The organism is Silanimonas sp. (assembly GCF_027531545.1).
Taxonomy (GTDB): domain Bacteria; phylum Pseudomonadota; class Gammaproteobacteria; order Xanthomonadales; family Xanthomonadaceae; genus Silanimonas.
On the sequence record NZ_JAPZSC010000002.1, the window covers coordinates 202,929 to 223,172 of the forward strand.

Sequence of the window (20,244 nt, forward strand, 5' to 3'; positions counted from 1 at the left end):
TTCCGGCGCTCCCATGCCCACGAGCCCGCCGTCCTTCCGTCCCGCCTCGCCGTGGTGGTGCGCCTTGCACCTGCCGCAACTCGCGCTGGATGCCGAAGCACGCCATCGCCGCGCGCTGCAGGCTTTTGATGACGAGTCGCCTTGGGCGCTGACCGATGGGCCGCAGCAGCGGCGCGTCCATGCCGCGAATGCCACTGCCCGCGCGCAAGGCGTGCACGCCGGGCAAGCGGTGGCCAGCGCGCAACTGCTGTGCCCGGGGCTCGCGCTGGCCGCCCACCAACCGGTGCGCGACGCCGCGCTGCGCGAGTGGCTGGCCGCTTACGCCTACGGCTTCTCGGCCGAAGTGAGCCTGCGCGAACCCGACACCGTGCTGTTCGAAGCCGGACGCTCGCTCGGCCTGTTCGGGCCGTGGCCGCGCTGGCAGCAGCGCCTGCGCGACGAACTCGCCGGCTGCGGCGTGCAGGTGCGGATCGCCTGCGCCCCCACGCCGCTGGCCGCGCGCGGGCTGGCGCGGGCGCACGATGGCCTCGCCGTGGCCGACGCCACCCAGCTCCAACGTCTGCTGGCGCGCCTGCCGCTGGGTTTGGCCGGCCTGCCCGATGACGCGCTGCGCCTGCTCGAACGCAGCGGCTTCAAGCGCCTCGGCGACGTGCTGGCCCTGCCGCGTGCCGCGCTGGCGAAGCGCATCGGTCCGACGGTGCTCGACCGGCTCGACCGCCTCATCGGCCGCGCGCCCGATCCGCTGCCCCTGTACGAGCCTCCCACGCGCTACGCCGCCCGTCTCGATTTCGACCATCCGCTCGCCGACGCGACGGTGCTGGTGTTTCCGTTGCGGCGGCTGCTGCAGGAGTTCGCGCTGTTCCTCGTGCAGCGCGACGGCGGCGTGCCCGGCTTCCGGCTGGTGTTCGGCCACGAGGACGGCGTCGCCCCGACGCGTCTCGAGGTTCGCCTGGCCGCGCCGGAGCGCGATGCCGCGCGGCTGTTCGACCTCGCGCGCCTGAAGCTGGACAGCGCGCGCCTGCCAGCGCCGGCAGTCAGCCTCGGCTTGGAGGCGGACGAACTGCCCGGTTTCCATCCCGAGCATCGCGATCTGTTCGAGGCACGAACGCGCGGTGGCGATGCCGGCCTGCTCGACAGCCGCCTGCGCGCGCGGCTCGGCGATGCGGCCGTGCAGGGCCTGGCCGTGGTCGACACGCATCGCCCGGAAGCCGCGTGGTGCTGGGTCGACACGCCGCGCACGCGCCTGCCGGCGCTGGCCGAGGGGCCGCGGCCGCTATGGCTCATCGACCCGCCCATCGTGCTGCGCGAGGCGGTGGCGGACGTGCTTGCCGGCCCCGAGCGCATCGAAACCGCGTGGTGGGACGACGAACCCGTGCGTCGTGATTACTACCGCCTTCGCACCCGCAGCGGCCAGGAGGCCTGGGCCTTCCGGCCGGTGGGCGGCGAGGGCGGGCCGTGGTGGCTGCATGGCTGGTTCGCCTGAGGGGCGCGCGACGAAGGCCGCGCTCCCGGAGTACGCCGAGCTGCACTGCCTGTCGGCGTTCTCGTTCCAGCGCGGCGCGTCCACGGCACTGGAACTGTTCGAGCGCGCGAAGGTGCTGGGCTATCGCGCGTTGGCGATCACCGACGAATGCAGTTTCGCCGGCCTCGTGCGCGGCTTGGAGGCCAGCGAGGCCACGGGCCTGCCGCTGGTCTGCGGCACCGAAGTGCAGCTCGTCGATGGGCCGACGCTGGTGCTGCTGGTCGAATCCACGCGCGGTTACGAGCGGCTTTCCGCGCTGATCACCACCGCACGGCGGCGCGCGGCGAAGGGCAGCTACGCGCTGCATCGCGCCGATCTCGAGGCCGCGTTCGGCGAGGGCGGGGAGGAGGGCGATCACGGCGTGTTCGCGCTGTGGCTGCCGACGGCGGAGGCGCTGGGCGTTGGCCGTTCCATCGACACCGCCGCGTGGCTGCGCGGCCTGTTCCCCGATCGCCTCTGGCTGGGCGCACAGCTGCATCGCGGCGCCGACGACGACGCGCGCCGCGAAGCGATCGCCACGCTGGCCGCCCACTGTGGCCTCCCCGTCGTCGCCTGTGGCGACGTGCACATGCACGTGCGCCGCCGCCGCGGCCTGCAGGACGTGCTGTGCGCGCTGCGCCACCGCGCCACGCTGCGCGAGACCGGGCGTCGCCTGTTCGCCAACGGCGAGCGCCACCTGCGCACCCGGCAGGCGCTGGCGGCGATCTTCCCGAGGGCGTGGCTGGAGGAAAGCACGGCCATCGCCGCGCGCTGCCGGTTCCGCTTGCGCGACCTGAAGTACGACTACCCCTGCGAACTGGTGCCCGAGGGCGAGACGCCATCGAGCTGGCTGGCCACGCTCACTTGGGACGGTGCCGCGCTGCGTTGGCCTGACGGCCTGCCGGAGAAAGTGCGCACGCAGATCGAGGCCGAGCTCACGCTGATCAAGGCGCTGAAGTACGAAGCCTTCTTCCTCACCGTGCACGACCTCGTGGTGTTCGCGCGCTCGCGCGGCATCCTCTGCCAGGGGCGCGGCTCGGCGGCGAATTCGGCGGTCTGCTACGCGCTCGGCATCACCGCCGTCGATCCCGCGCGCGCCAACCTGCTGTTCGGCCGTTTCCTCTCGAAGGAGCGCGACGAGCCGCCCGACATCGACGTCGACTTCGAGCACGAGCGCCGCGAGGAGGTCATCCAGTACGTCTACGCCAAGTACGGCCGCGAGCGCGCGGCGCTGGCCGCGACGGTTATCACCTACGGGCCGAAGAGCGCGCTGCGCGACGTCGGCCGGGTGATGGGCCTGCCCGAGGACCAGCTCGCCGAGCTCTCCGCCGCGGTCGGCCACGCCGAGGATTTCGACGTGTGGAAGGCGCGCTGTCGCGAGCGCGGGCTCGACCCGGACGGCCGGCTGCTGGCCAAGGTGCTGCTGCTGGCGCACGAGCTGCTCGGCCACCCGCGGCACCTGTCGCAGCACGTCGGCGGCTTCGTCATCAGCGATGCGCCGCTGTCGAAGCTGGTGCCGGTCGAGAACGCCGCGATGCCCGAGCGCACCATCATCCAGTGGGACAAGGACGACCTCGAGACGCTCGGCCTGTTGAAGGTCGACGTGCTGGCGCTGGGCATGCTGAGCGCGATCCGCCGCTGCCTCGACCTGCTGCGTGCGAACGGCCGGCGGCACCTCGAGCTGGCGACGATCCCGGCGGAAGACGCCGAGACGTACCGGATGATCCAGCGGGCCGACACGCTGGGCGTGTTCCAGATCGAATCGCGCGCGCAGATGACCATGCTGCCGCGCCTGAAGCCACGCACCTTCTACGACCTCGTCATCGAAGTGGCCATCGTCCGGCCCGGCCCCATCCAGGGCGGCATGGTGCACCCCTACCTGCGGCGTCGGCAGGGCATCGACCCGGTGCTCTACCCGTCGAAGGCGCTGGAAACGGTGCTCGGCCGGACCCTTGGCGTGCCGCTGTTCCAGGAGCAGGTGATGGAGATCGCGATGGTGGCGGCCGGCTACACGGCCGGCGAGGCCGATGAGCTGCGCCGCTCGATGGCGGCATGGAAGCGCCGCGGCGGCCTCGAGCACCATCGCCAGCGCCTGCTCGCGGGCATGGCCGAGCGCGGCTACCCGCCGGATTTCGCCGAACAGATCTTCGAGCAGGTGAAGGGCTTCGGCAGCTACGGTTTCCCGGAATCGCACGCCGCCAGTTTCGCCCTGCTCACCTACGCGAGCTGCTGGCTGAAATGCCACGAGCCCGCGGCCTTCGCCTGCGCGCTGCTGAACGCGCAGCCGCTGGGCTTCTACACCACCGCGCAGATCGTGCAGGACGCGCGGCGCCACGGCATCGCGGTGCATCCCGTCGATGTGCGCTACAGCGGGGTGGAATCCAGCCTGGCGCCGGAGGCGGGGGCATCGTCTCCGATGTCACGGGCGGCGCGTTCCGGGGCTGCCTCCCAACCCGCGATCCGCCTTGGCCTCCGCGAGGTGGGTTCGCTGCCGCGCGAGGCCGCCGAGCGCGTGGTCGTGGCCCGTGCCCATGCGCCGTTCCACGACATCGAGGACCTCTGCCGGCGTGCCGAACTCGACGAGCGCGCCCGCGCCGCACTCGCCGAGGCCGATGCGCTGCGCGGGCTCAGCGGCCACCGCCATCGGGCGCGCTGGGCCATGGCCGGCGTGGAGGAGGGCACGCTGCCGCTGTTCGCCGAATTGCCTGCGACCGACGAGGGGCGGCTGGTGATCCGTCCGCCCACGGCCAGCGAGACCACGCTCGCCGATTACGCCAGCACCGGGCTCACGCTCAACGCGCATCCCATGGCGCTGTTGCGCTCGCAGCTGCGGGCCCGCGGCTACCTCGACCATCGCGCCCTGCACCGCCTCGTCGCGCCACGCCGCACGCGCACCGCCGGCCTCGTCACCCTGCGCCAGCGGCCGCAGACCGCGAACGGCACATGGTTCCTGACATTAGAAGACGAGCACGGCCTCACCAACCTGATCTGCTGGCGCGCCGTGGTCGAGCGCTACCGTCGCGCCATCGTCGAATCGCAGCTGCTCGGGGCGCGCGGGCGTTGGGAGGCGCACGAGGGCGTCACGCATCTGATCGTCGAGCACGTGGAGCCCTTGGACGACCTGCTCGCCACGCTCGACGGCAAGCCGCTGGTGGTCGAGCACCGCAGCTTCCGCTAGCCCCGTTTCCGGTATGCCTCCCCGTTCCCCGAGGGCTGCTAGAGTCGGCGGTCCAATGAACTCGACAGACCACCCGATGAGCGACACCTACGCCCCCCTGCCCACCGTCAACGCCCGCATCAGCCCGCGCGGCGGCCTCGACATCCTGTCGCGCGCCGAGATCGCGCGCCTGACCGATGCCACGCAGGGCAGCGGCCTCAGCGAGACCCTGCGCCGCTGCGCGCTGGCCGTGCTCACGGTCGGCTCCGATTCCGACGATCCGCGCGCTGCTTCCGCGCGCTACCCCGACTTCCAGATCGAGGTCCAGCAGATGGACCGCGGCATCCGCCTCGAGCTGAAGAACGCGCCGGCGCTGGCCTTCGTGGACGGCGAGCTGATCCGCGGCGTCGCCGACCTGCTGTTCGCCGTCGTACGTGACATCGCCTACACGGCCATCGAGGTGCAGAGCGGGCAGTTCGACTTCGAGACCTCCGAGGGCCTCACCAGCGCCGTGTTCGAGATCCTGCGCAACGCCCGCGCCATGCGCCCGCACCAGGACCCGAACCTCGTGGTCTGCTGGGGCGGCCACTCGATCGGCCGCGAGGAGTACCTGTACACCAAGAAGGTCGGCTACGAGTTGGGCCTGCGCGGCCTCGACATCTGCACCGGCTGCGGCCCGGGCGCGATGAAGGGCCCGATGAAGGGCGCGACGATCGCCCACGCCAAACAGCGCCAGCGCAATCCGCGCTACATCGGCATGACCGAGCCGGGGATCATCGCGGCGGAATCGCCGAACCCGATCGTCAACCAGCTGGTGATCATGCCGGACATCGAGAAGCGCCTCGAAGGCTTCGTGCGCCTCGGGCACGGCATCATCGTGTTCCCGGGCGGCGTCGGCACCGCCGAGGAGATCCTCTACCTGCTCGGCATCCTGCTGCACCCCGACAACGCCGGCGTGCCGTTCCCGCTGGTGTTCACCGGCCCGAAGGCCTCGGCGGCGTACTTCGAGCAGATCGACCGCTTCATCCGCCTCACGCTCGGCGACGAGGCGGCGACGCGCTACAAGATCATCGTGGAAGACCCGGTGGCCGTGGCCAAGGCGATGAAGGACGGCATGAAGCAGGTGCGCGAGCACCGCATCGCCAACCGCGACGCCTTCTTCTTCAACTGGACGCTGAAGATCCCGTTCGCATTCCAGCAGCCTTTCGAACCCGACCACGCCGCGATGTCCGCCCTCGACCTGCACTTCGGTCGACCTGTGCATGAACTCGCCGCCGACTTGCGCCGCGCCTTCTCCGGCATCGTCGCCGGCAATGTGAAAGAGCCGGGCATGCGCCGCATCGAGCAGCACGGCCCGTTCGAGATCCACGGCGACAAGGCCATCATGGCCAGCCTCGACGACCTGCTGCGCGCCTTCGTCGAGCAGCGCCGCATGAAGATGTCGGGCGAGTACAAGCCCTGTTATCGCGTGGTGGCCTGAGGCGGAGAGGCGGGGCTGGCACCCTGGCGTGAAGGCGCCGGGGTAACGCCGGAGGCCGGCAAGGCAGGGGGGCGGACCGTGCCCACCGTCCCGGTTTGCTGCGCTGCCGCGACGCTCGTCCCCCCCGGATCACCGGTCGTCGGGCCGGCAGGGACAGTGCCTGAGGGCGTTGCTATGGTGCCCCCGTGAAAAACGAGAAGGCGTCCATGTCCCGCATCCCCTTCCAGGCCTCGCAAGGCGTCACCCTGCTGGAATTGATGATCACCGTCGCGATCATCGCCATCCTCGGGTCGATTGCCCTGCCGAGCTTCAGCAGCGCCCTGCAGTCGAACCGCGTGGCGACGACCAGCAACGAGTTCATGGCCTCGGTGGCCTACGCGCGCTCGGAAGCGATGCGCAACAACCGCGGCGCCGTGATGTGCCCCAGCACGGACGGCTCGTCCTGTGGCGGTACCTGGGCCGACGGCTGGATCGTCTGGGCCGACCAGAACGCCAACGGCACGCGCGAGGATCCGGCCGAGCCGGTCCTGCGCCGCCAGCAGTCGCTTGACAAGCAGACGGCGCCGGGCAATACCCCCATTCGCTTCTCACCGCGCGGCACCGTCGCCTCCGGCGCCGCCAGCGTTGTCGTGCAGCCGGTGGGTTGCACCACCAGCCAGCCCTTCCGCCGCACTTTGGAAGTCCTCGGCGGCGGCATGGTCCGCATCTCGAAGGGGAACTGCGCGTGATGCCCCGCCATTCCCGTTCGTCCCGTGCATCGGGCGCGCAATCCGGTTTCACGCTGCTCGAAGTGATGATCGCCGTGGTCATCCTCAGCGTCGGCCTGCTCGGCATGGCCCTGCTGCAGTCCACGTCGCTGCGCGCCGCGCAGACCACCAACGAGCGCAGCCAGGCCACGATGCTCGTCTACGAGATGATGGACATGGTCCGCACCAATCGCCGGCAGGCCAGCCAATACGGCCTGATCCGCGAGAACCTGTTCTTCGGTAACGGCCGCGATGGTTTCTGTGCCGTTGGTGCCGCAGCGCCGGGCCCGCGCGGGGGCGCCCACCCGACCCCCGCGGTCGGGGCCGCCCCCCGCCCCCCCCCCAACCCCCGCCTGCGCCGCCACACCGTTTGGTTGGGGCCCGGCCGGGTTGGTTTGTGGGCGTGTGTCCCCGCCCCGCCCCCCCCGCGGGGGCCCCCCGACCGGAGCGACTGGGTCTGCGCCGTCCGCCGCGCCATCCCCGACGCCCGTGGTCGCGTGACGGTCACCGGTGCGGTGGTCCCTGTTGGCCCCGGCGCCGCCACGCCGGCAACCATCGAAGTCCGCCTCGAGTGGTGCGATCCGCGCGGCGGCGCCATGAGCGGTACGCCGGAATTCGCCCCGCTCTTCACCGTGGGTTGCACCGGCACCACCAATGTCATCGTCGCCCGCAGCGGCCTGTGAGGACGAAGGAATGAATCTCCGCCACACCCAGTCGGGCGTCACCCTCGTCGAGTTGATGATTGCCGTCGCGCTGTCGGCTTTCCTGCTACTCGGACTGATCCAGGTCTTCGGCGCCTCGCGGCTGGCCTACCAGACCACGACGGGCCTCGCCCGTGTACAGGAAGGCAGCCGCTTCGCCACCGATTTCCTGCAGCGCGACATCCGCATGGCCGGCCACATGGGCTGCTCGAACGATCGTGCGCGCAACGCCCGCCAGCCCAACGCCTTCATCGACAGCTTCTTCCTGTCCAATGCCAATCGCGATGTCGGCAATTACGCGGTGGCACCGTTCCCGCTCCGGTTCGATGTGCCGATCCAGGGCTATGAGGCGGCTGGCACAGGACGCGGCGGTGCCGTGAACGTGTCGGCGCCGACCGGCGGCTGGACCCCGGCGCTGGATCCGTCGCTCACCGGTGGCAGTGGCCTGAGTCCGGCGCCGCGTCCGGGCTCCGATATCCTGGTGCTTCGAATTTTCACTGGCGACGGCGCGCCCTTGGCCGTCGGCATCCAGCCGGCCATTTCGCAGCCGGGTTCGGTGTCCATTGCACCCGCGAGCAACGCGTTGATCGAGGCGGGGCGCTACTACGGGCTCGCGTCCTGCGACCGGGCGGCGATATTGCAGGCGAGGTCGACAGCGGCCGGCGGCGTGTTCTCCGTCGCTGTCGGGGGTAGCAACCTCGCGACCGGCTTCAATACCTCGCAGGGGGGCGACGGGCCTCCGGTTTCCGACTTCACCGCCAATACCACGCAGGTGTTCCGTGCCGATGCGTTCGTCTACTACGTGGGCCTGCGTGGTGCGGATGGCATGCCCTCGCTGTTCCGCGCGCGCTTCGCCAATGGGGCTTGGGGCGCGAGCGAGGAGCTGGTCGAGGGCGTCGACACCCTGCAGTTGATGTATGGCCGCGACACCGACGGCAATGGCTCTGTCGAAGGCTATGTGCGTGCCGACGAAGTGGTCGCCGGCGTCACCGCCTACAACGACATCGCCAATCGCTGGCGCCAGGTTGCGAGCGTCGAACTGGGTCTCGTGTTGCGCAGCCCGGAGCGTGCCGGCACGCCCGATCGGGACGTGGGCACGAACGGTGCCGTGCAGGTCATCGGCGTGACCGTGAATAGCAGCCCGAATGAAGCCATCCTTCGGCGCCCCTACGAAACCACGATCGCCCTGCGCAATCGACTTTTCGGTAACTGAGACATGACCCGACCGACCATCCCCTCATTCGCCAGGGCGACAATCCAGCGCGGTGCCGCGCTGTACGTCGCGATGATCATGTTGCTCTTGCTCACGCTGATCGGCGTGGCGGCCATGCAGGTCGCCTCGCTTCAGCAACGCATGGCGACCAACTTCAATGACTTCTCTTTGGCTTTCCAGCGGGCCGAAGGTGTGTTGCGGCAGGGCGAGTTCGAGCTGCAGCGCTCCTTCGACACCGGGGTCCTGCGTGCCGAGACGTACTGCCTCGGCGACGCCACGAACTGGGCGAATACCATCGAGCCTGAAGCCGTCCCGGCCGCCGAAGTGCGCAAGATTTACGGCGGCGCATGCCCCGGGGCACGCCCCATCGATCCCACCGCCGAGGGCGGTGTGCCGGCTCCTGGCGAACTCGATTACCAGCTGATCGCCGCGGCCGCGGATCGTGATCCCACCGCCTTCCCCACATCGGTCGTCGTGATCGAGACCGTTTACGTCGTTCCCCCGCAAGCGAGGACGCCATGAGCATCGCCGCCCGTACCCCCACGCTGATCGCCACGGCGCTGCTGACGCTGTCGGCCGGTTTTTCCTCGCCCGCGAATGCCCAAGCGGCCGCTCTCTCGATCTCGCAGGAGCCGCTGTACATCACCAACCGCATCAAGCCGGCCTTCATCATGGCCATCGACGATTCGGGTTCGATGCAGTGGGAGGCCCTGTTTCCCACGCAGGACGGTCGCGCGACGTGGAATGGCGCCCAGAATTCCTTCTACCACCCGACGGAGCTGGCGCCGAACGGTCAGCCGCGGCCCTACCGCAATACGGAGACCGGCAACGGAAACGGGCAAAGCGACTTCCTTGAACTGTTCCCGTTCACCGGTCGAGGCACGCCTCGCCAGACCTTCCCCCCGCTGCCGAATTTCGGCTTCGCACGATCCCACGAATTCAATCCCGCCGCCTTCAACCCCTACAACGTCTATGAGCCTTGGGCGAAGGCGGACCGCTCGCTCTGGCCCAACGCGACCCGAACGGCGGCCCTCGTCGACCCCCGGAACGCCGGAGGCGTCGCTTTCGATGTGACGGCGGATCGTCAGCTCGACAACAACACGGAATGGCTCTTCGACTTCCGAGTGGGCATGCGCATTCCGGCGGGCACGGTGTATTCCCGAAACGCGGGCAACAACTGCAACTTTGGTGGCACCCAGATCGGAACCACGGGCTGGTGGACCGTCGATGCCAACACGACGGTAACTGTCAGCTGCCGCTCTGGCGTGCGCTACTACCCGGCCACCTTCTACCTGACGTCGCCAACCTTCCCCGGGTACACCGCGACTCCGCTCCAGATCGTCAATCCGGTCGGCGGTCCGCCCAACACCACGCTCTACCGCTATGAGATCCGGCCCGGCAACATGACGGCTGAGGCGTACGAGGCGGCGATCCAGAACTTCGCGAACTACTTCTCGTACTACCGAAATCGCAACCTGTCGATCATCGCGGCCGTCACCAAGGCCTTTGTCGATATCGACTTCATGCGCGTCGGCGCGTTCACGATCAACAACCGCAACACCGTGACCATGTACGACATGGGCGTGCAGGCGGACCGGAACGCGTTCTACACGCTTGTCACGGCCTTCAACGGCAACAGCGGCACGCCCAACCGCTTCGCCGTCGACCACTTGGGCAACCAGTTCCGCCGCACCGGGGCGGGGGCGCCGGTGCAGCTCGCCTGCCAGATGAACGCGGGCATGCTGTTCACCGACGGCTATTCGAACGGCGGCGGCCCGACCGTCGGCATCGGCAACCTCGACGGCGGCCTGGGGCCCCCGTTCGCCGATACGTTCGACAACAAGAAGGGCGACATCGTCGCGCGGCACTACATGCAGAACATCCGTTCGGACCTTCCGGCTGGGCTTGTGCGTGTTCCTCCGGCTTGCGCCACGGCCAATCCGGATCCGCGTCTGGATTGCCGTACCGATCCGCACATGAACTTCTACGGCGTGACGCTTGGCGCCATCGGCACGGTCTACGGCGTCAATGCCGCGGCCACTGCCGATCCGTATGCGAATCCGCCAGCATGGCCGGGTCGCTGCGACGACTGCCTCCAGGCCGTCGATGAATTGTGGCAGGCAACGCTGATCGGACGTGGCCGCTACATCAACGCGACGTCGCCCCAGGCCATCTCGCAGGCCATGAACGACGTCGTCAACGCGGTGCTGGATTCGACCCAGCCCGTGGGCACCCCGCCGGTGGCGGGGGCCCGTGTCGGTACCGATTCGGCGACCTACCAGACGGGTTTCGCCGTCCGTAACAATGCGCGCGATTGGGTGGGTAGCCTGCAGGCGTTCCGCATCAATGCGGACGGCTCGATCGGCACCCAGCTGTGGAGCGCAGAACCGCTCCTGCCATCGGCAAGCTCGCGCAACATCCTCGCCATGCGCACCCCGGGGCCGACGGCCACGCGGAGCGTGGTGCCCTTCCTGGCGACCAACTTCGGAACGACCGAATCCGAGCGTGCCACAGCGATCGGCGTCAGCCTCTCTTCGTTCACGGCGAACTACACCGCCGGCTCGACGATGACGGATGCGTTCAACTACCTGCGCGGCGACCAGTCGCGCGAGCAGACGAACACGGTCCCCCTGGGCTTCCGGTCGCGGTCGGGCCGTCTGGGTGACATCGTCAATTCGTCGGCGGAAGTCGAGACCAAGCGCAGTTTCTACCCGGCTTTTGACGCGCTGCCCGGTGCCGAGGGGTCCGCGTATCGAGCCTACCGGGAGACCAAGCTGGCTTCGTTCACCAACTCCGTTTACGTCGGCGCGAATGCCGGCATGTTGCATGCGTTCAATGCCGACACCGGTGCCGAGCTCTTCTCGTACATCCCCAATGGCGCCATCGGCCAGATGGGCCTGCTGCTGGCTCGCAACTACCAGCATCGTTACTTCGTCGACGGCCAGATCAACGTCACGGATGCCGTGATCAATGGCAACTGGGGCACGGTGCTGCTCGGCAACATGGGTCGTGGTGGCCGCTCGGTCTTCGCTATCAACGTCACCGACCCGACATCTGTCGATGCCGGCAAAGTGATGTGGGAGCTTCCGACGGACGACAACGACCTTGGTCTGGGCCTTGGTCGCGTCGAGGTGATGTATGGCGAGGATGGTGCTTGGTATGCGGTGTTTGGCAATGGGCTTAACAGCACCAACGCCAACCCGGTGCTGTACCTCGTGAATCTGTCCACGGGCGTGGTCACCCGCCGTATCACCGCCGATGACGGTGGCAACCTCACCAATGGCCTCACGCGAATCGCCTTGGCGGATGTGAACGGCAATGGTCGCGTGGATGCCGTCTACGGCGGCGACTTCCAGGGCAACCTTTGGAAGTTCGACCTTTCGTCGACGTCGAACAGCAGCTGGGGCGTGGGCTTGGCCGGCAATCCCTTGGCCCGTGCGCGCGATATCAATGGAGATCCGCAGCCCATCACGGGCGGCGTCACCGTGGCTCGCGGCCCGTCGGGCGGCGTGATGGTCAGCTTCGGCACCGGCCGCTACCTTACGGATACGGACGCGGTGGCCGGTGGTACCCAGCAGTTGCATTCGTTCTACGGCGTATGGGACCGCGGTACCGTCAGCGGCATCACCCGCGACTCGCTGCGGCAGCAGCAGATCCTCACCCAGTTCGGCACCGGCAGTAACCTCGGGCGGACACTCACGAACAACCGGGTGGACTACGCGACCCAGAATGGCTGGTACCTCGACCTGCGCGTGGGCAGCACGACGCCGAACGGCGAGCGGATGATCGGTGATCCGCGCGTCATCGGGCAGACGATCACCATCCCGACCTCCGAACCGTCCGGCGACACGCAGTGCGCCCCCGGCCTTCGCAGCTGGGGCTATCGCCTCGACCTCTTCTCCGGTGGCCCCGTGCTGAATCGCATGGAGCGTCCGGGGGGCAATGCGGTCTGTCCGACGACGGGTTGCGGTGGCTTGCTCGTTCAGGCCAGCGGTGCCCCGGTGACGGGCAGCTCCGTGGTCCAGCCGCAGCGGCCCTGCCGTCGTGGTATCGATCCGGAGTGCCCGGCGATCGCCGATCCCGCGGTCATTGCGGCGACGTGCGGCAGCCCGAATCCGGCGGACGGCACGTTCAACCCTGACTACGACACCTGTGTCGACACCGCGACGGCGGGCGGCAACGAGGCACTGGTGTGCTCGATCAGCAACCCGATCGGCACCCAGGATTTCGGCGGCGAGCCGCAGGTTTGCGGTCGCCAGTCCTGGCGACAGGTCCGCTGACGGCCGTTATCCACCAACCTACAGACTCGGGGCGGTTTTTCCGCCCCTTACCGCAGCAACGAGGGCGTCATGAGCGTGCGCAAGGAAACCGGCTTCACCCTGATCGAACTGATGATCGTTGTGACGGTCATCGCCATCCTCGCCGCCGTGGCCTATCCGTCGTATCAGGCACAGGTGAGGAAAGGCAGGATGGGACAAGCTCAGGCTGATCTGCTTGAGCTCTCGCAGTTCATGGAGCGTTGCTTCGCCTCGAACAACAGCTACCAGGGTTGCGCGTTGCCATTCTCGACATCGCCGAGGAACGGTACGCCGTACTACCAGATCGAATTCAACCCGGCGACTACGCGCACGGAATTCAATCTGCGGGCCGTCCCCCAGACCGCTGGGGGCCAAGACAAGCAGAAATGCGGCACGCTCGAGTTGAATCAGTCGGGAGTGAAACGCTTCGGGGCGCTTGGTACGCAAGCCGACTGCTGGTGATCCCGCTCCGCCTTCTCTACTGATGCCACGCAGAAACAAAAAGCCCGCTTTCGCGGGCTTTTTGTTTACATGTTTTGGCGCCCGAAGTTGGACTCGAACCAACGACCCCCTGATTAACAGTCAAGTGCTCTAACCGGCTGAGCTATTCGGGCAGGGCGCGTATTCTCGTTTCCCGGGCCGGGGACGTCAAGCCCCAGCTGTCTTTCAGTCCGTCCCGCAGGCGGGGGTATCGCGCCCCGCGGGTGCGGTACGCGTCCGCCCGCCGGTGTTGATTACCAGCAGCCGCAAGGCGTCCAGCGATTTGGCGCAGATGCGCAGGGTCGTGTTGCTGCCGGCGGAGCGCCCGTCCGGGCGGAAGCCGATGACCGGGCGGTTCGCGCTGCCGACCATGTGCAGGCCGTTGAAGTCCTTTTCCTGCTGCACGCGAAGCACTTTTTCGCCGGGGGAAAGGTCGCGGTCGTAGTTCCGGTCCTCGAAGGTCATCGCGCCCGCCGACCAAGCGCCCCAGTCGAGGCAACGCGCGAAGTCTCGGGTTCGGCAGATGACGACCTGCTTCCGGCGGAATACCGCTTCGCTGCGGGCGAAGGCCAGTTCGGTCTGGAAGCGGTCGGCGACCGTCCGCGCCTTGGTCCGTTCGATCACGCCTTGGAAGGCGGGAATCGCCAGCCCGGCGAGCACGCCGATCAGGGCGACGCCGATGAGCAGTTCGGGGAGAGTGAGGCCTTGCTGTGCGCGCATCGGGACGTCCTTGTGGTCCGTGGGGGGAATGCGAAGAGGGCGAGGCCATCCTCCCCGGGGCGAGCCCTCCGGGCTGTCATCCGCGGGACTCGGGTGCTGTAGGAATTCCACGCGGTCTGCTCGTACGCGGCACCTATACTGGCGTGTTGCCCAATCCGCCCCCGCCGATGACCCAGCGCTTCAAGCTGCACTCCGAATACCGCCCCGCCGGCGACCAGCCGCAGGCCATCGAGCGCCTGTCGGCGGCTTTCGAGGCGGGCATCGCGGCGCAGACCCTGCTGGGCGTCACCGGGTCGGGCAAGACCTACACGATCGCGAACGTCGTCGAACGAATCCAGAAACCGACCCTCGTGCTCGCGCCGAACAAGACGCTGGCCGCGCAGCTTTACGGCGAATTCAAGTCGTTTTTCCCGGAAAACGCGGTCGAGTACTTCGTCAGCTACTACGACTACTACCAGCCGGAAGCCTACGTGCCGTCCACCGACACCTTCATCGAGAAGGACAGCGCGGTGAACGAGCACATCGAGCAGATGCGCCTCTCGGCGACGAAGGCCCTGCTGGAGCGCCGCGACGCGCTGATCGTCGCTTCGGTGTCGGCCATCTACGGCCTGGGCGACCCGAACGAGTATTTCCGGATGGTGCTGCACCTCGTGCGCGGCGACCGCATCGACCAGCGCGAGCTGATCCGCCGCCTCACCGAGATGCAGTACACGCGCAACGACATGGAGCTGCGGCGCGGCAACTACCGCGTGCGCGGCGAGACCATCGACGTGCATCCGGCCGAAGTCGAGGACGAATGCCTGCGCATCGAGCTGTTCGATGGCGAGGTCGAGCGCCTGTCGCTGTTCGACCCCCTGACCGGCGCCGTGCAGTGTGACTTGCCGCGCTTCACGCTGTACCCGAAGTCGCATTACGTCACCACGCGACGGACGATCCTGGACGCCATCGAGACCATCAAGCCAGAGCTGCAGGACCGCCTGCAGTGGTTCTACGCGCAGAACAAGCTCGTCGAGGCGCAGCGGCTGCAGCAGCGCACGCAGTTCGACCTCGAGATGCTGGCCGAGATCGGCTTCTGCAAGGGCATCGAGAACTACAGCCGTCACCTGACCGGCCACATGCCGGACGAGCCGCCGCCCTGCCTGTTCGACTACCTGCCGCCCGACGCGCTGCTCGTCGTCGACGAGTCGCACGTCACGATTCCGCAGATCGGCGGCATGTACAAGGGCGATCGCGCGCGCAAGGAAACGCTCGTCAACTTCGGTTTTCGACTGCCGTCGGCGCTCGACAACCGGCCGCTGCGCTTCGAGGAGTGGGAGCGCCGTTCGCCGCGGTCGATCTACGTTTCGGCCACGCCGGGCAAGTACGAGATGGAGAAGTCGGAAGGCGAGATCGTCGAGCTGGTCGTCCGCCCCACCGGCTTGCTCGACCCCGAGGTCGAGGTGCGCCCCGTCGCCACGCAGGTGGACGACGTGCTGTCGGAGATCCGCGAGCGCGTGTCCTGGGGCGACCGCGTGCTGATCACCACGCTCACCAAGAAGATGGCCGAGAACCTCACCGACTACCTCGGCGAGCACGGCATCAAGGTGCGCTACCTGCATTCCGACGTGGAGACGGTCGAACGCGTCGAGATCATCCGCGACCTCCGCCTCGGCACCTTCGACGTGCTGGTCGGCATCAACCTGCTGCGCGAGGGCCTCGACATGCCCGAGGTGTCGCTGGTGGCCATCCTCGACGCCGACAAGGAGGGCTTCCTCCGCGCGGAGCGCAGCCTGATCCAGACCATCGGGCGCGCGGCCCGCAACCTTCGCGGCAAGGCGATTCTCTACGCCGACAAGATCACGCCCTCGATGCGTGCGGCGATGGACGAGACCGCGCGCCGCCGCGAGAAGCAGGCCGAGTTCAACCGCGTCAATGGCATCGAGCCGAAATCCATCCGCAAGGAGATCCGCGACATCATGGAAGGCGCGCGGGCCGAGGCCGATGCGCCCAAGGCGCGTGGGCGCGGCAAGGGCAGGGGAGCGGCACCCGGGGCGCTGGCGGTGGCCGAGGAGGCCATGGGTTACGTCGATCCGGACGTCGCGGCCAAGCGCATCGCGGAGCTCGAGTCGCGCATGTTCAAGCACGCGCAGGACCTCGAGTTCGAACAGGCGGCCGAGGTGCGCGACCAGATCCACAAGCTGAAGGCGCGGATTATCGGGTCCTGAGCCCTCGCGCCGGCCGGGCCTCCACGGGCTTGCCCGGCTGCGCCGCCCCCGGTATAGTGCGCGACTCGGCGGAGCCCTCGGGTTCCTGCTCGGGCGGTTAGCTCAGCGGTAGAGCACTACCTTGACATGGTAGGGGTCACAGGTTCGAACCCTGTACCGCCCACCACAACATGTCGACCAGAGAGACGTAGTTCGAACGAACACGATCACCATGACGCGCAACGGAATCCATCGCTGAATCCCGCGCAGTCCCTCTGGATCCTTGAAAGGGCGCCTGTGCGCCCTTTTTTCTTTTCCGATTCCCCGAATTCCGAGCCCCGCCGCCCATGATCGCCATCACGCTTCCCGACGGTTCGCAGCGCCAGTACGAGCCCGGCACCACGGTTGCCGACGTCGCCGCCAGCATCGGCGCAGGCCTCGCCAAGGCCACGCTGGCCGGCAAGGTCGACGGCAAGCTGGTTGATGCCAGTTTCCCGCTGCAGGCCGACGCCTCGCTGGAGATCGTCACCGAGAAGCACGCCGACGCCCTCGACGTGCTGCGCCACTCCACCGCCCACCTGCTGGCCCAGGCCGTGCAGCGCCTGTACCCCGGCGCGCAGGTCACGATCGGCCCGGTCATCGATAACGGCTTCTACTACGACTTCGCCTACGAGCGTGCCTTCACCCCGGACGACCTGCCGAAGATCGAAGCCGAGATGGCGAAGGTCGTCGCCGAGCAGTTGCCCGTCGCGCGTTCGCTGAAGTCGCGCGACGAGGCCGTGGCCTTCTTCAAGGGCCTCGGCGAGCACTACAAGGCGGAGATCATCGAGTCGATCCCGGCCACCGAGGACCTCTCGCTCTACTCGCAGGGCGAGTTCACCGATCTCTGCCGCGGCCCGCACGTGCCGAACACCGGCAAGCTGCGCGCCTTCAAGCTGATGAAGGTCGCCGGCGCCTACTGGCGCGGTGATTCGAACAACCAGATGCTGAGCCGCATTTACGGCACGGCCTGGCTGAACGACAAGGACCTGAAGGCCTACCTGACCCAGCTCGAGGAGGCCGAGAAGCGCGACCACCGCAAGATCGGCAAGGCGCAGAGCCTCTTCCACGTGCAGGAGGAGGGCCCCGGCCTGGTCTTCTGGCACCCCAAGGGCTGGCGCCTGTGGCAGGTCGTCGAGCAGTACATGCGCCGCGTCTACCGCGATTCCGGCTACCAGGAAGTGCGCTGCCCGCAGGTGCTCGACGTGTCGCTGTGGAAGAAGTCCGGCCACTGGGACAACTACCAGAACAACATGTTCTTCACCGAGTCGGAGAAGCGCACCTACGCGCTGAAGCCGATGAACTGCCCGGGCCACGTGCAGGTCTTCAACCAGGGCCTGCACAGCTACCGCGATCTGCCGATCCGCTACGGCGAGTTCGGCGCCTGCCACCGCAACGAGCCCTCGGGCGCGCTGCACGGGATCATGCGCGTGCGCGGCTTCACCCAGGACGACGGGCATATCTTCTGCACCGAAGACCAGATCGAGGCCGAGGTCACCGCCTTCCACCAGCAGGCCATGAAGGTCTACAGCGACTTCGGCTTCAGCGAGATCGCCATGAAGATCGCGCTGCGCCCGGAATCGCGCCTGGGCGACGACGCCACCTGGGACAAGGCTGAGAACGCCCTCCGCGCCGCCCTGCGTGCTGCCGGGGTCGAGTGGGAGGAGTTGCCGGGCGAGGGCGCCTTCTATGGCCCGAAGATCGAGTACCACATGCGCGATTCGATCGGCCGCGGCTGGCAGGTCGGCACCATGCAGGTCGACTTCATGATGCCGCAGCGCCTCGGCGCCGAGTACGTCGACGAGCACAGCGCCCGCCGGCACCCGGTCATGCTGCACCGGGCGATCGTCGGCTCGATGGAGCGTTTCATCGGCATCCTGATCGAAAACCACGCCGGCGCCTTCCCCGCCTGGCTGGCGCCGATCCAGGCCGTCGTGATGAACATCACCGATGCGCAGGCCGATTACGTGGCCTATGTGCGGAAAACCCTTATGAATCAAGGCTTCCGGGTCGAATCCGATTTGCGGAACGAAAAGATCGGCTATAAGATCCGCGAGCACACGCTGCAAAAGGTGCCGTACCTCCTGGTCGTGGGCGACCGCGAGAAGGAAACCGGCATGGTCGCGGTGCGTACCCGCGAAGGTGTCGACCTCGGGTCGATGCCGGTTGCGGAGTTCGCCGCGAAGCTGGCAGCTGAGAACGGTCCCGCCGCCTGAGCGTCGGGTTGAAGCACCCCTGGAGACTGCCCCATCAGTACTGAAAAACCCAATCGCAAGAACCTCGAGATCCGCGTCCCGCGCGTGCGCGTGATTGGCGCGGAAGGCGAGAACGTCGGTGTCCTGTCGCGCGATGAAGCGCTGCGCATGGCGGAAGATCTCGGCCTCGATCTCGTCGAGATCCAGCCGAACGTCGATCCGCCGGTGTGCCGGATCATGGATTTCGGCAAGTTCCGCTTCGAGATGCAGAAGAAGGCCTCGGCGGCCAAGAAGAAGCAGAAGCAGGTTGAGATCAAGGAGCTGAAGTTCCGCCCGACCACGGACGTCGGCGACTACGACGTCAAGCTTCGCAACATCCGCCGCTTCCTCGAGGAAGGCGACAAGGTCAAGATCAACATCCGCTTCCGCGGTCGCGAGATGAGCCACCAGGAGCTCGGCATCGCGATGGCGGCCAAGATCGAAGCCGACCTGGCCGATGAGATCATCGTCGAGTCGCGTCCGCGCCTCGAGGGCCGCCAGATGGTGATGATGCTGGCGCCGAAGAAGAAGGTCTGAGGCCGGATTCCGGCCGAGGGGTTCCGGCCCCTGCCGGGTTCCCCGACGCTTTCTGAACCCCGGAGCGCCCGCCTTGCCATGGCGGGCGTTTCTGTTTCATAATTCATGGTTCCCGCATTGCGGGAGAGGATCCCCGGAGCCCCGTGATGAGCGAGGCCCGGTTACCGCCGGTTCGGGCAGGAAGGAAAGCACGGTTCACGCCGTCGCCCGGCCAGTAAAAGCACTCCGAAAGGACCCGTTATGCCCAAGATCAAGACCAACCGGGCTGCCGCCAAGCGTTTCCGCAAGACGGCCTCCGGTAAGTACAAGTGCGGCCACGCCAACCGTAGCCACATCCTCACCAAGAAAGCGACCAAGCGGAAGCGCAACCTGCGGCAGACGAACCATGTTCGTGCCGAGGACGCTGGCCGTCTGGACCGCATGCTGCCGTATCTCTGAGGAGGACTGACCCATGGCACGAGTCAAGCGTGGTGTCACGGCGCGCCGCCGTCACAAGAAAGTCATTGCCGCTGCGAAGGGCTACTACAACGCCCGCCGCAAGGTGTTCCGCGTCGCCAAGCAGGCCGTCACCAAGGCCCAGCAGTACGCGTACATCGGCCGTAAGCGCAAGAAGCGCGATTTCCGTTCGCTGTGGATCGTCCGCATCAATGCGGCGGCCCGCCTGAACGGCCTGAGCTACAGCCGCCTGATGAACGGCCTCAAGAAGGCCAACGTCACGCTGGACCGCAAGGCCCTGGCCGACCTGGCCATCCACGACGCCGCCGCGTTTACCGCGGTTGCCGAGCAGGCCAAGCGCGCTCTCGCGGCGTAAAGCGGACACTGCATCGGCGACGCCTCGGCGTGGCCTGATGCGGCAAGCGAACGCGAAAGGGAAGGGCGCAAGTCCTTCCCTTTTGTTTTTTCCGGGCCCCGGAAGCGTGATCCGGCCCACGACATGAATCGACAGGTCCGCCTC

At 67.7% G+C, this 20,244-nt stretch carries 15 protein-coding genes and 2 tRNA genes; 15 read left to right on the plus strand and 2 right to left on the minus strand.

Translation table 11 applies throughout. From position 1 onward, the window contains the following. The first annotated feature begins 13 nt into the window (after positions 1 to 13). The 9 genes from O9280_RS03585 to O9280_RS03625 all read left to right on the plus strand — a co-directional run bounded on the left by O9280_RS03585 (position 14) and on the right by O9280_RS03625 (position 13,558). Positions 14 to 1,483 carry a DNA polymerase Y family protein gene (locus tag O9280_RS03585; RefSeq protein WP_298338830.1) on the plus strand — a complete coding sequence of 490 codons (1,470 nt, stop codon included), beginning with the start codon at positions 14 to 16 and terminating at the stop codon, positions 1,481 to 1,483. Beyond that, complete coding sequence (locus O9280_RS03590; RefSeq protein WP_298338833.1) at positions 1,467 to 4,679, plus strand: error-prone DNA polymerase; 3,213 nt, start codon at positions 1,467 to 1,469, stop codon at positions 4,677 to 4,679. The genes O9280_RS03585 and O9280_RS03590 overlap by 17 nt, the downstream gene beginning before the upstream one ends. Positions 4,680 to 4,755: 76 nt before the next feature. Continuing rightward, positions 4,756 to 6,138: a nucleotide 5'-monophosphate nucleosidase PpnN gene (gene ppnN / locus O9280_RS03595; RefSeq protein ID WP_298338836.1), complete on the plus strand. Its 1,383-nt coding sequence runs from the start codon at positions 4,756 to 4,758 to the stop codon at positions 6,136 to 6,138. 206 nt (positions 6,139 to 6,344) lie between these two features. After that, entirely contained in the window at positions 6,345 to 6,866 is a 522-nt protein-coding gene (locus tag O9280_RS03600; protein WP_298338839.1) for a GspH/FimT family pseudopilin, read from the plus strand. After that, positions 6,866 to 7,567, plus strand: coding sequence for a type IV pilus modification protein PilV (pilV, locus tag O9280_RS03605; RefSeq protein ID WP_298338842.1), 702 nt, complete (start codon positions 6,866 to 6,868; stop codon positions 7,565 to 7,567). The genes O9280_RS03600 and pilV overlap by 1 nt, the downstream gene beginning before the upstream one ends. Before the next feature lie 10 nt (positions 7,568 to 7,577). Next, positions 7,578 to 8,798: a PilW family protein gene (locus O9280_RS03610; protein WP_298338845.1), complete on the plus strand. Its 1,221-nt coding sequence runs from the start codon at positions 7,578 to 7,580 to the stop codon at positions 8,796 to 8,798. A 3-nt stretch (positions 8,799 to 8,801) separates the two neighbouring features. Next, positions 8,802 to 9,320, plus strand: coding sequence for a PilX N-terminal domain-containing pilus assembly protein (locus O9280_RS03615; RefSeq protein ID WP_298338849.1), 519 nt, complete (start codon positions 8,802 to 8,804; stop codon positions 9,318 to 9,320). Next, the gene (locus O9280_RS03620) at positions 9,317 to 13,078 is read left to right on the plus strand and encodes a PilC/PilY family type IV pilus protein (protein ID WP_298338852.1); all 3,762 of its coding nucleotides are present in this window, start codon (positions 9,317 to 9,319) and stop codon (positions 13,076 to 13,078) included. Before O9280_RS03615 ends, O9280_RS03620 begins: the two co-directional genes overlap by 4 nt. A 69-nt stretch (positions 13,079 to 13,147) precedes the next feature. Continuing rightward, a complete protein-coding gene (locus O9280_RS03625) occupies positions 13,148 to 13,558 on the plus strand; it encodes a type IV pilin protein (RefSeq protein ID WP_298338855.1) in 411 nt (136 codons plus the stop codon). Positions 13,559 to 13,633: 75 nt separating this feature from the next. On the opposite strand, the gene O9280_RS03630 is transcribed toward O9280_RS03625, so the two are convergent. Together O9280_RS03630 and O9280_RS03635 are read right to left on the minus strand one after the other, a co-directional pair. Then, positions 13,634 to 13,710 (minus strand) — tRNA-Asn (locus O9280_RS03630). 52 nt (positions 13,711 to 13,762) lie between these two features. Next, complete coding sequence (locus tag O9280_RS03635; RefSeq protein WP_298338857.1) at positions 13,763 to 14,296, minus strand: GspH/FimT family pseudopilin; 534 nt, start codon at positions 14,294 to 14,296, stop codon at positions 13,763 to 13,765. 167 nt (positions 14,297 to 14,463) lie between these two features. Here O9280_RS03635 and uvrB point away from each other — a divergent pair, with 167 nt between their 5' ends. From uvrB to rplT, 6 genes are all read left to right on the plus strand, one after another. Next, entirely contained in the window at positions 14,464 to 16,500 is a 2,037-nt protein-coding gene (gene uvrB, locus O9280_RS03640) for an excinuclease ABC subunit UvrB (protein ID WP_298338929.1), read from the plus strand. A 91-nt stretch (positions 16,501 to 16,591) separates the two neighbouring features. Then, positions 16,592 to 16,666: transfer RNA gene (locus O9280_RS03645), tRNA-Val, on the plus strand. Between the two features lie 160 nt (positions 16,667 to 16,826). After that, a complete protein-coding gene (thrS, locus tag O9280_RS03650) occupies positions 16,827 to 18,734 on the plus strand; it encodes a threonine--tRNA ligase (protein WP_298338860.1) in 1,908 nt (635 codons plus the stop codon). A gap of 33 nt (positions 18,735 to 18,767) precedes the next feature. Further along, positions 18,768 to 19,289, plus strand: a complete 522-nt coding sequence (infC, locus tag O9280_RS03655) for a translation initiation factor IF-3 (RefSeq protein ID WP_298338932.1) — start codon at positions 18,768 to 18,770, stop codon at positions 19,287 to 19,289. A 240-nt stretch (positions 19,290 to 19,529) separates the two neighbouring features. After that, positions 19,530 to 19,727, plus strand: coding sequence for a 50S ribosomal protein L35 (rpmI, locus tag O9280_RS03660; protein ID WP_002811096.1), 198 nt, complete (start codon positions 19,530 to 19,532; stop codon positions 19,725 to 19,727). A gap of 13 nt (positions 19,728 to 19,740) precedes the next feature. Further along, entirely contained in the window at positions 19,741 to 20,100 is a 360-nt protein-coding gene (gene rplT, locus O9280_RS03665) for a 50S ribosomal protein L20 (RefSeq protein ID WP_297866958.1), read from the plus strand. Positions 20,101 to 20,244 lie beyond the last annotated feature (144 nt).

Bases quoted from the DNA above. Each gene is read 5' to 3' on its own strand.
- O9280_RS03610 (WP_298338845.1), top strand. From the start codon at position 7,578: ATGAATCTCCGCCACACCCAGTCGGGCGTCACCCTCGTCGAGTTGATG.
- O9280_RS03585 (WP_298338830.1), top strand. From the start codon at position 14: ATGCCCACGAGCCCGCCGTCCTTCCGTCCCGCCTCGCCGTGGTGGTGC.
- thrS (WP_298338860.1), top strand. From the start codon at position 16,827: ATGATCGCCATCACGCTTCCCGACGGTTCGCAGCGCCAGTACGAGCCC.
- O9280_RS03620 (WP_298338852.1), top strand. From the start codon at position 9,317: ATGAGCATCGCCGCCCGTACCCCCACGCTGATCGCCACGGCGCTGCTG.
- rpmI (WP_002811096.1), top strand. From the start codon at position 19,530: ATGCCCAAGATCAAGACCAACCGGGCTGCCGCCAAGCGTTTCCGCAAG.
- ppnN (WP_298338836.1), top strand. From the start codon at position 4,756: ATGAGCGACACCTACGCCCCCCTGCCCACCGTCAACGCCCGCATCAGC.
- O9280_RS03625 (WP_298338855.1), top strand. From the start codon at position 13,148: ATGAGCGTGCGCAAGGAAACCGGCTTCACCCTGATCGAACTGATGATC.
- O9280_RS03615 (WP_298338849.1), top strand. From the start codon at position 8,802: ATGACCCGACCGACCATCCCCTCATTCGCCAGGGCGACAATCCAGCGC.
- O9280_RS03590 (WP_298338833.1), top strand. From the start codon at position 1,467: ATGGCTGGTTCGCCTGAGGGGCGCGCGACGAAGGCCGCGCTCCCGGAG.
- O9280_RS03600 (WP_298338839.1), top strand. From the start codon at position 6,345: ATGTCCCGCATCCCCTTCCAGGCCTCGCAAGGCGTCACCCTGCTGGAA.
- pilV (WP_298338842.1), top strand. From the start codon at position 6,866: ATGCCCCGCCATTCCCGTTCGTCCCGTGCATCGGGCGCGCAATCCGGT.
- uvrB (WP_298338929.1), top strand. From the start codon at position 14,464: ATGACCCAGCGCTTCAAGCTGCACTCCGAATACCGCCCCGCCGGCGAC.
- rplT (WP_297866958.1), top strand. From the start codon at position 19,741: ATGGCACGAGTCAAGCGTGGTGTCACGGCGCGCCGCCGTCACAAGAAA.
- O9280_RS03635 (WP_298338857.1), bottom strand. From the start codon at position 14,296: ATGCGCGCACAGCAAGGCCTCACTCTCCCCGAACTGCTCATCGGCGTC.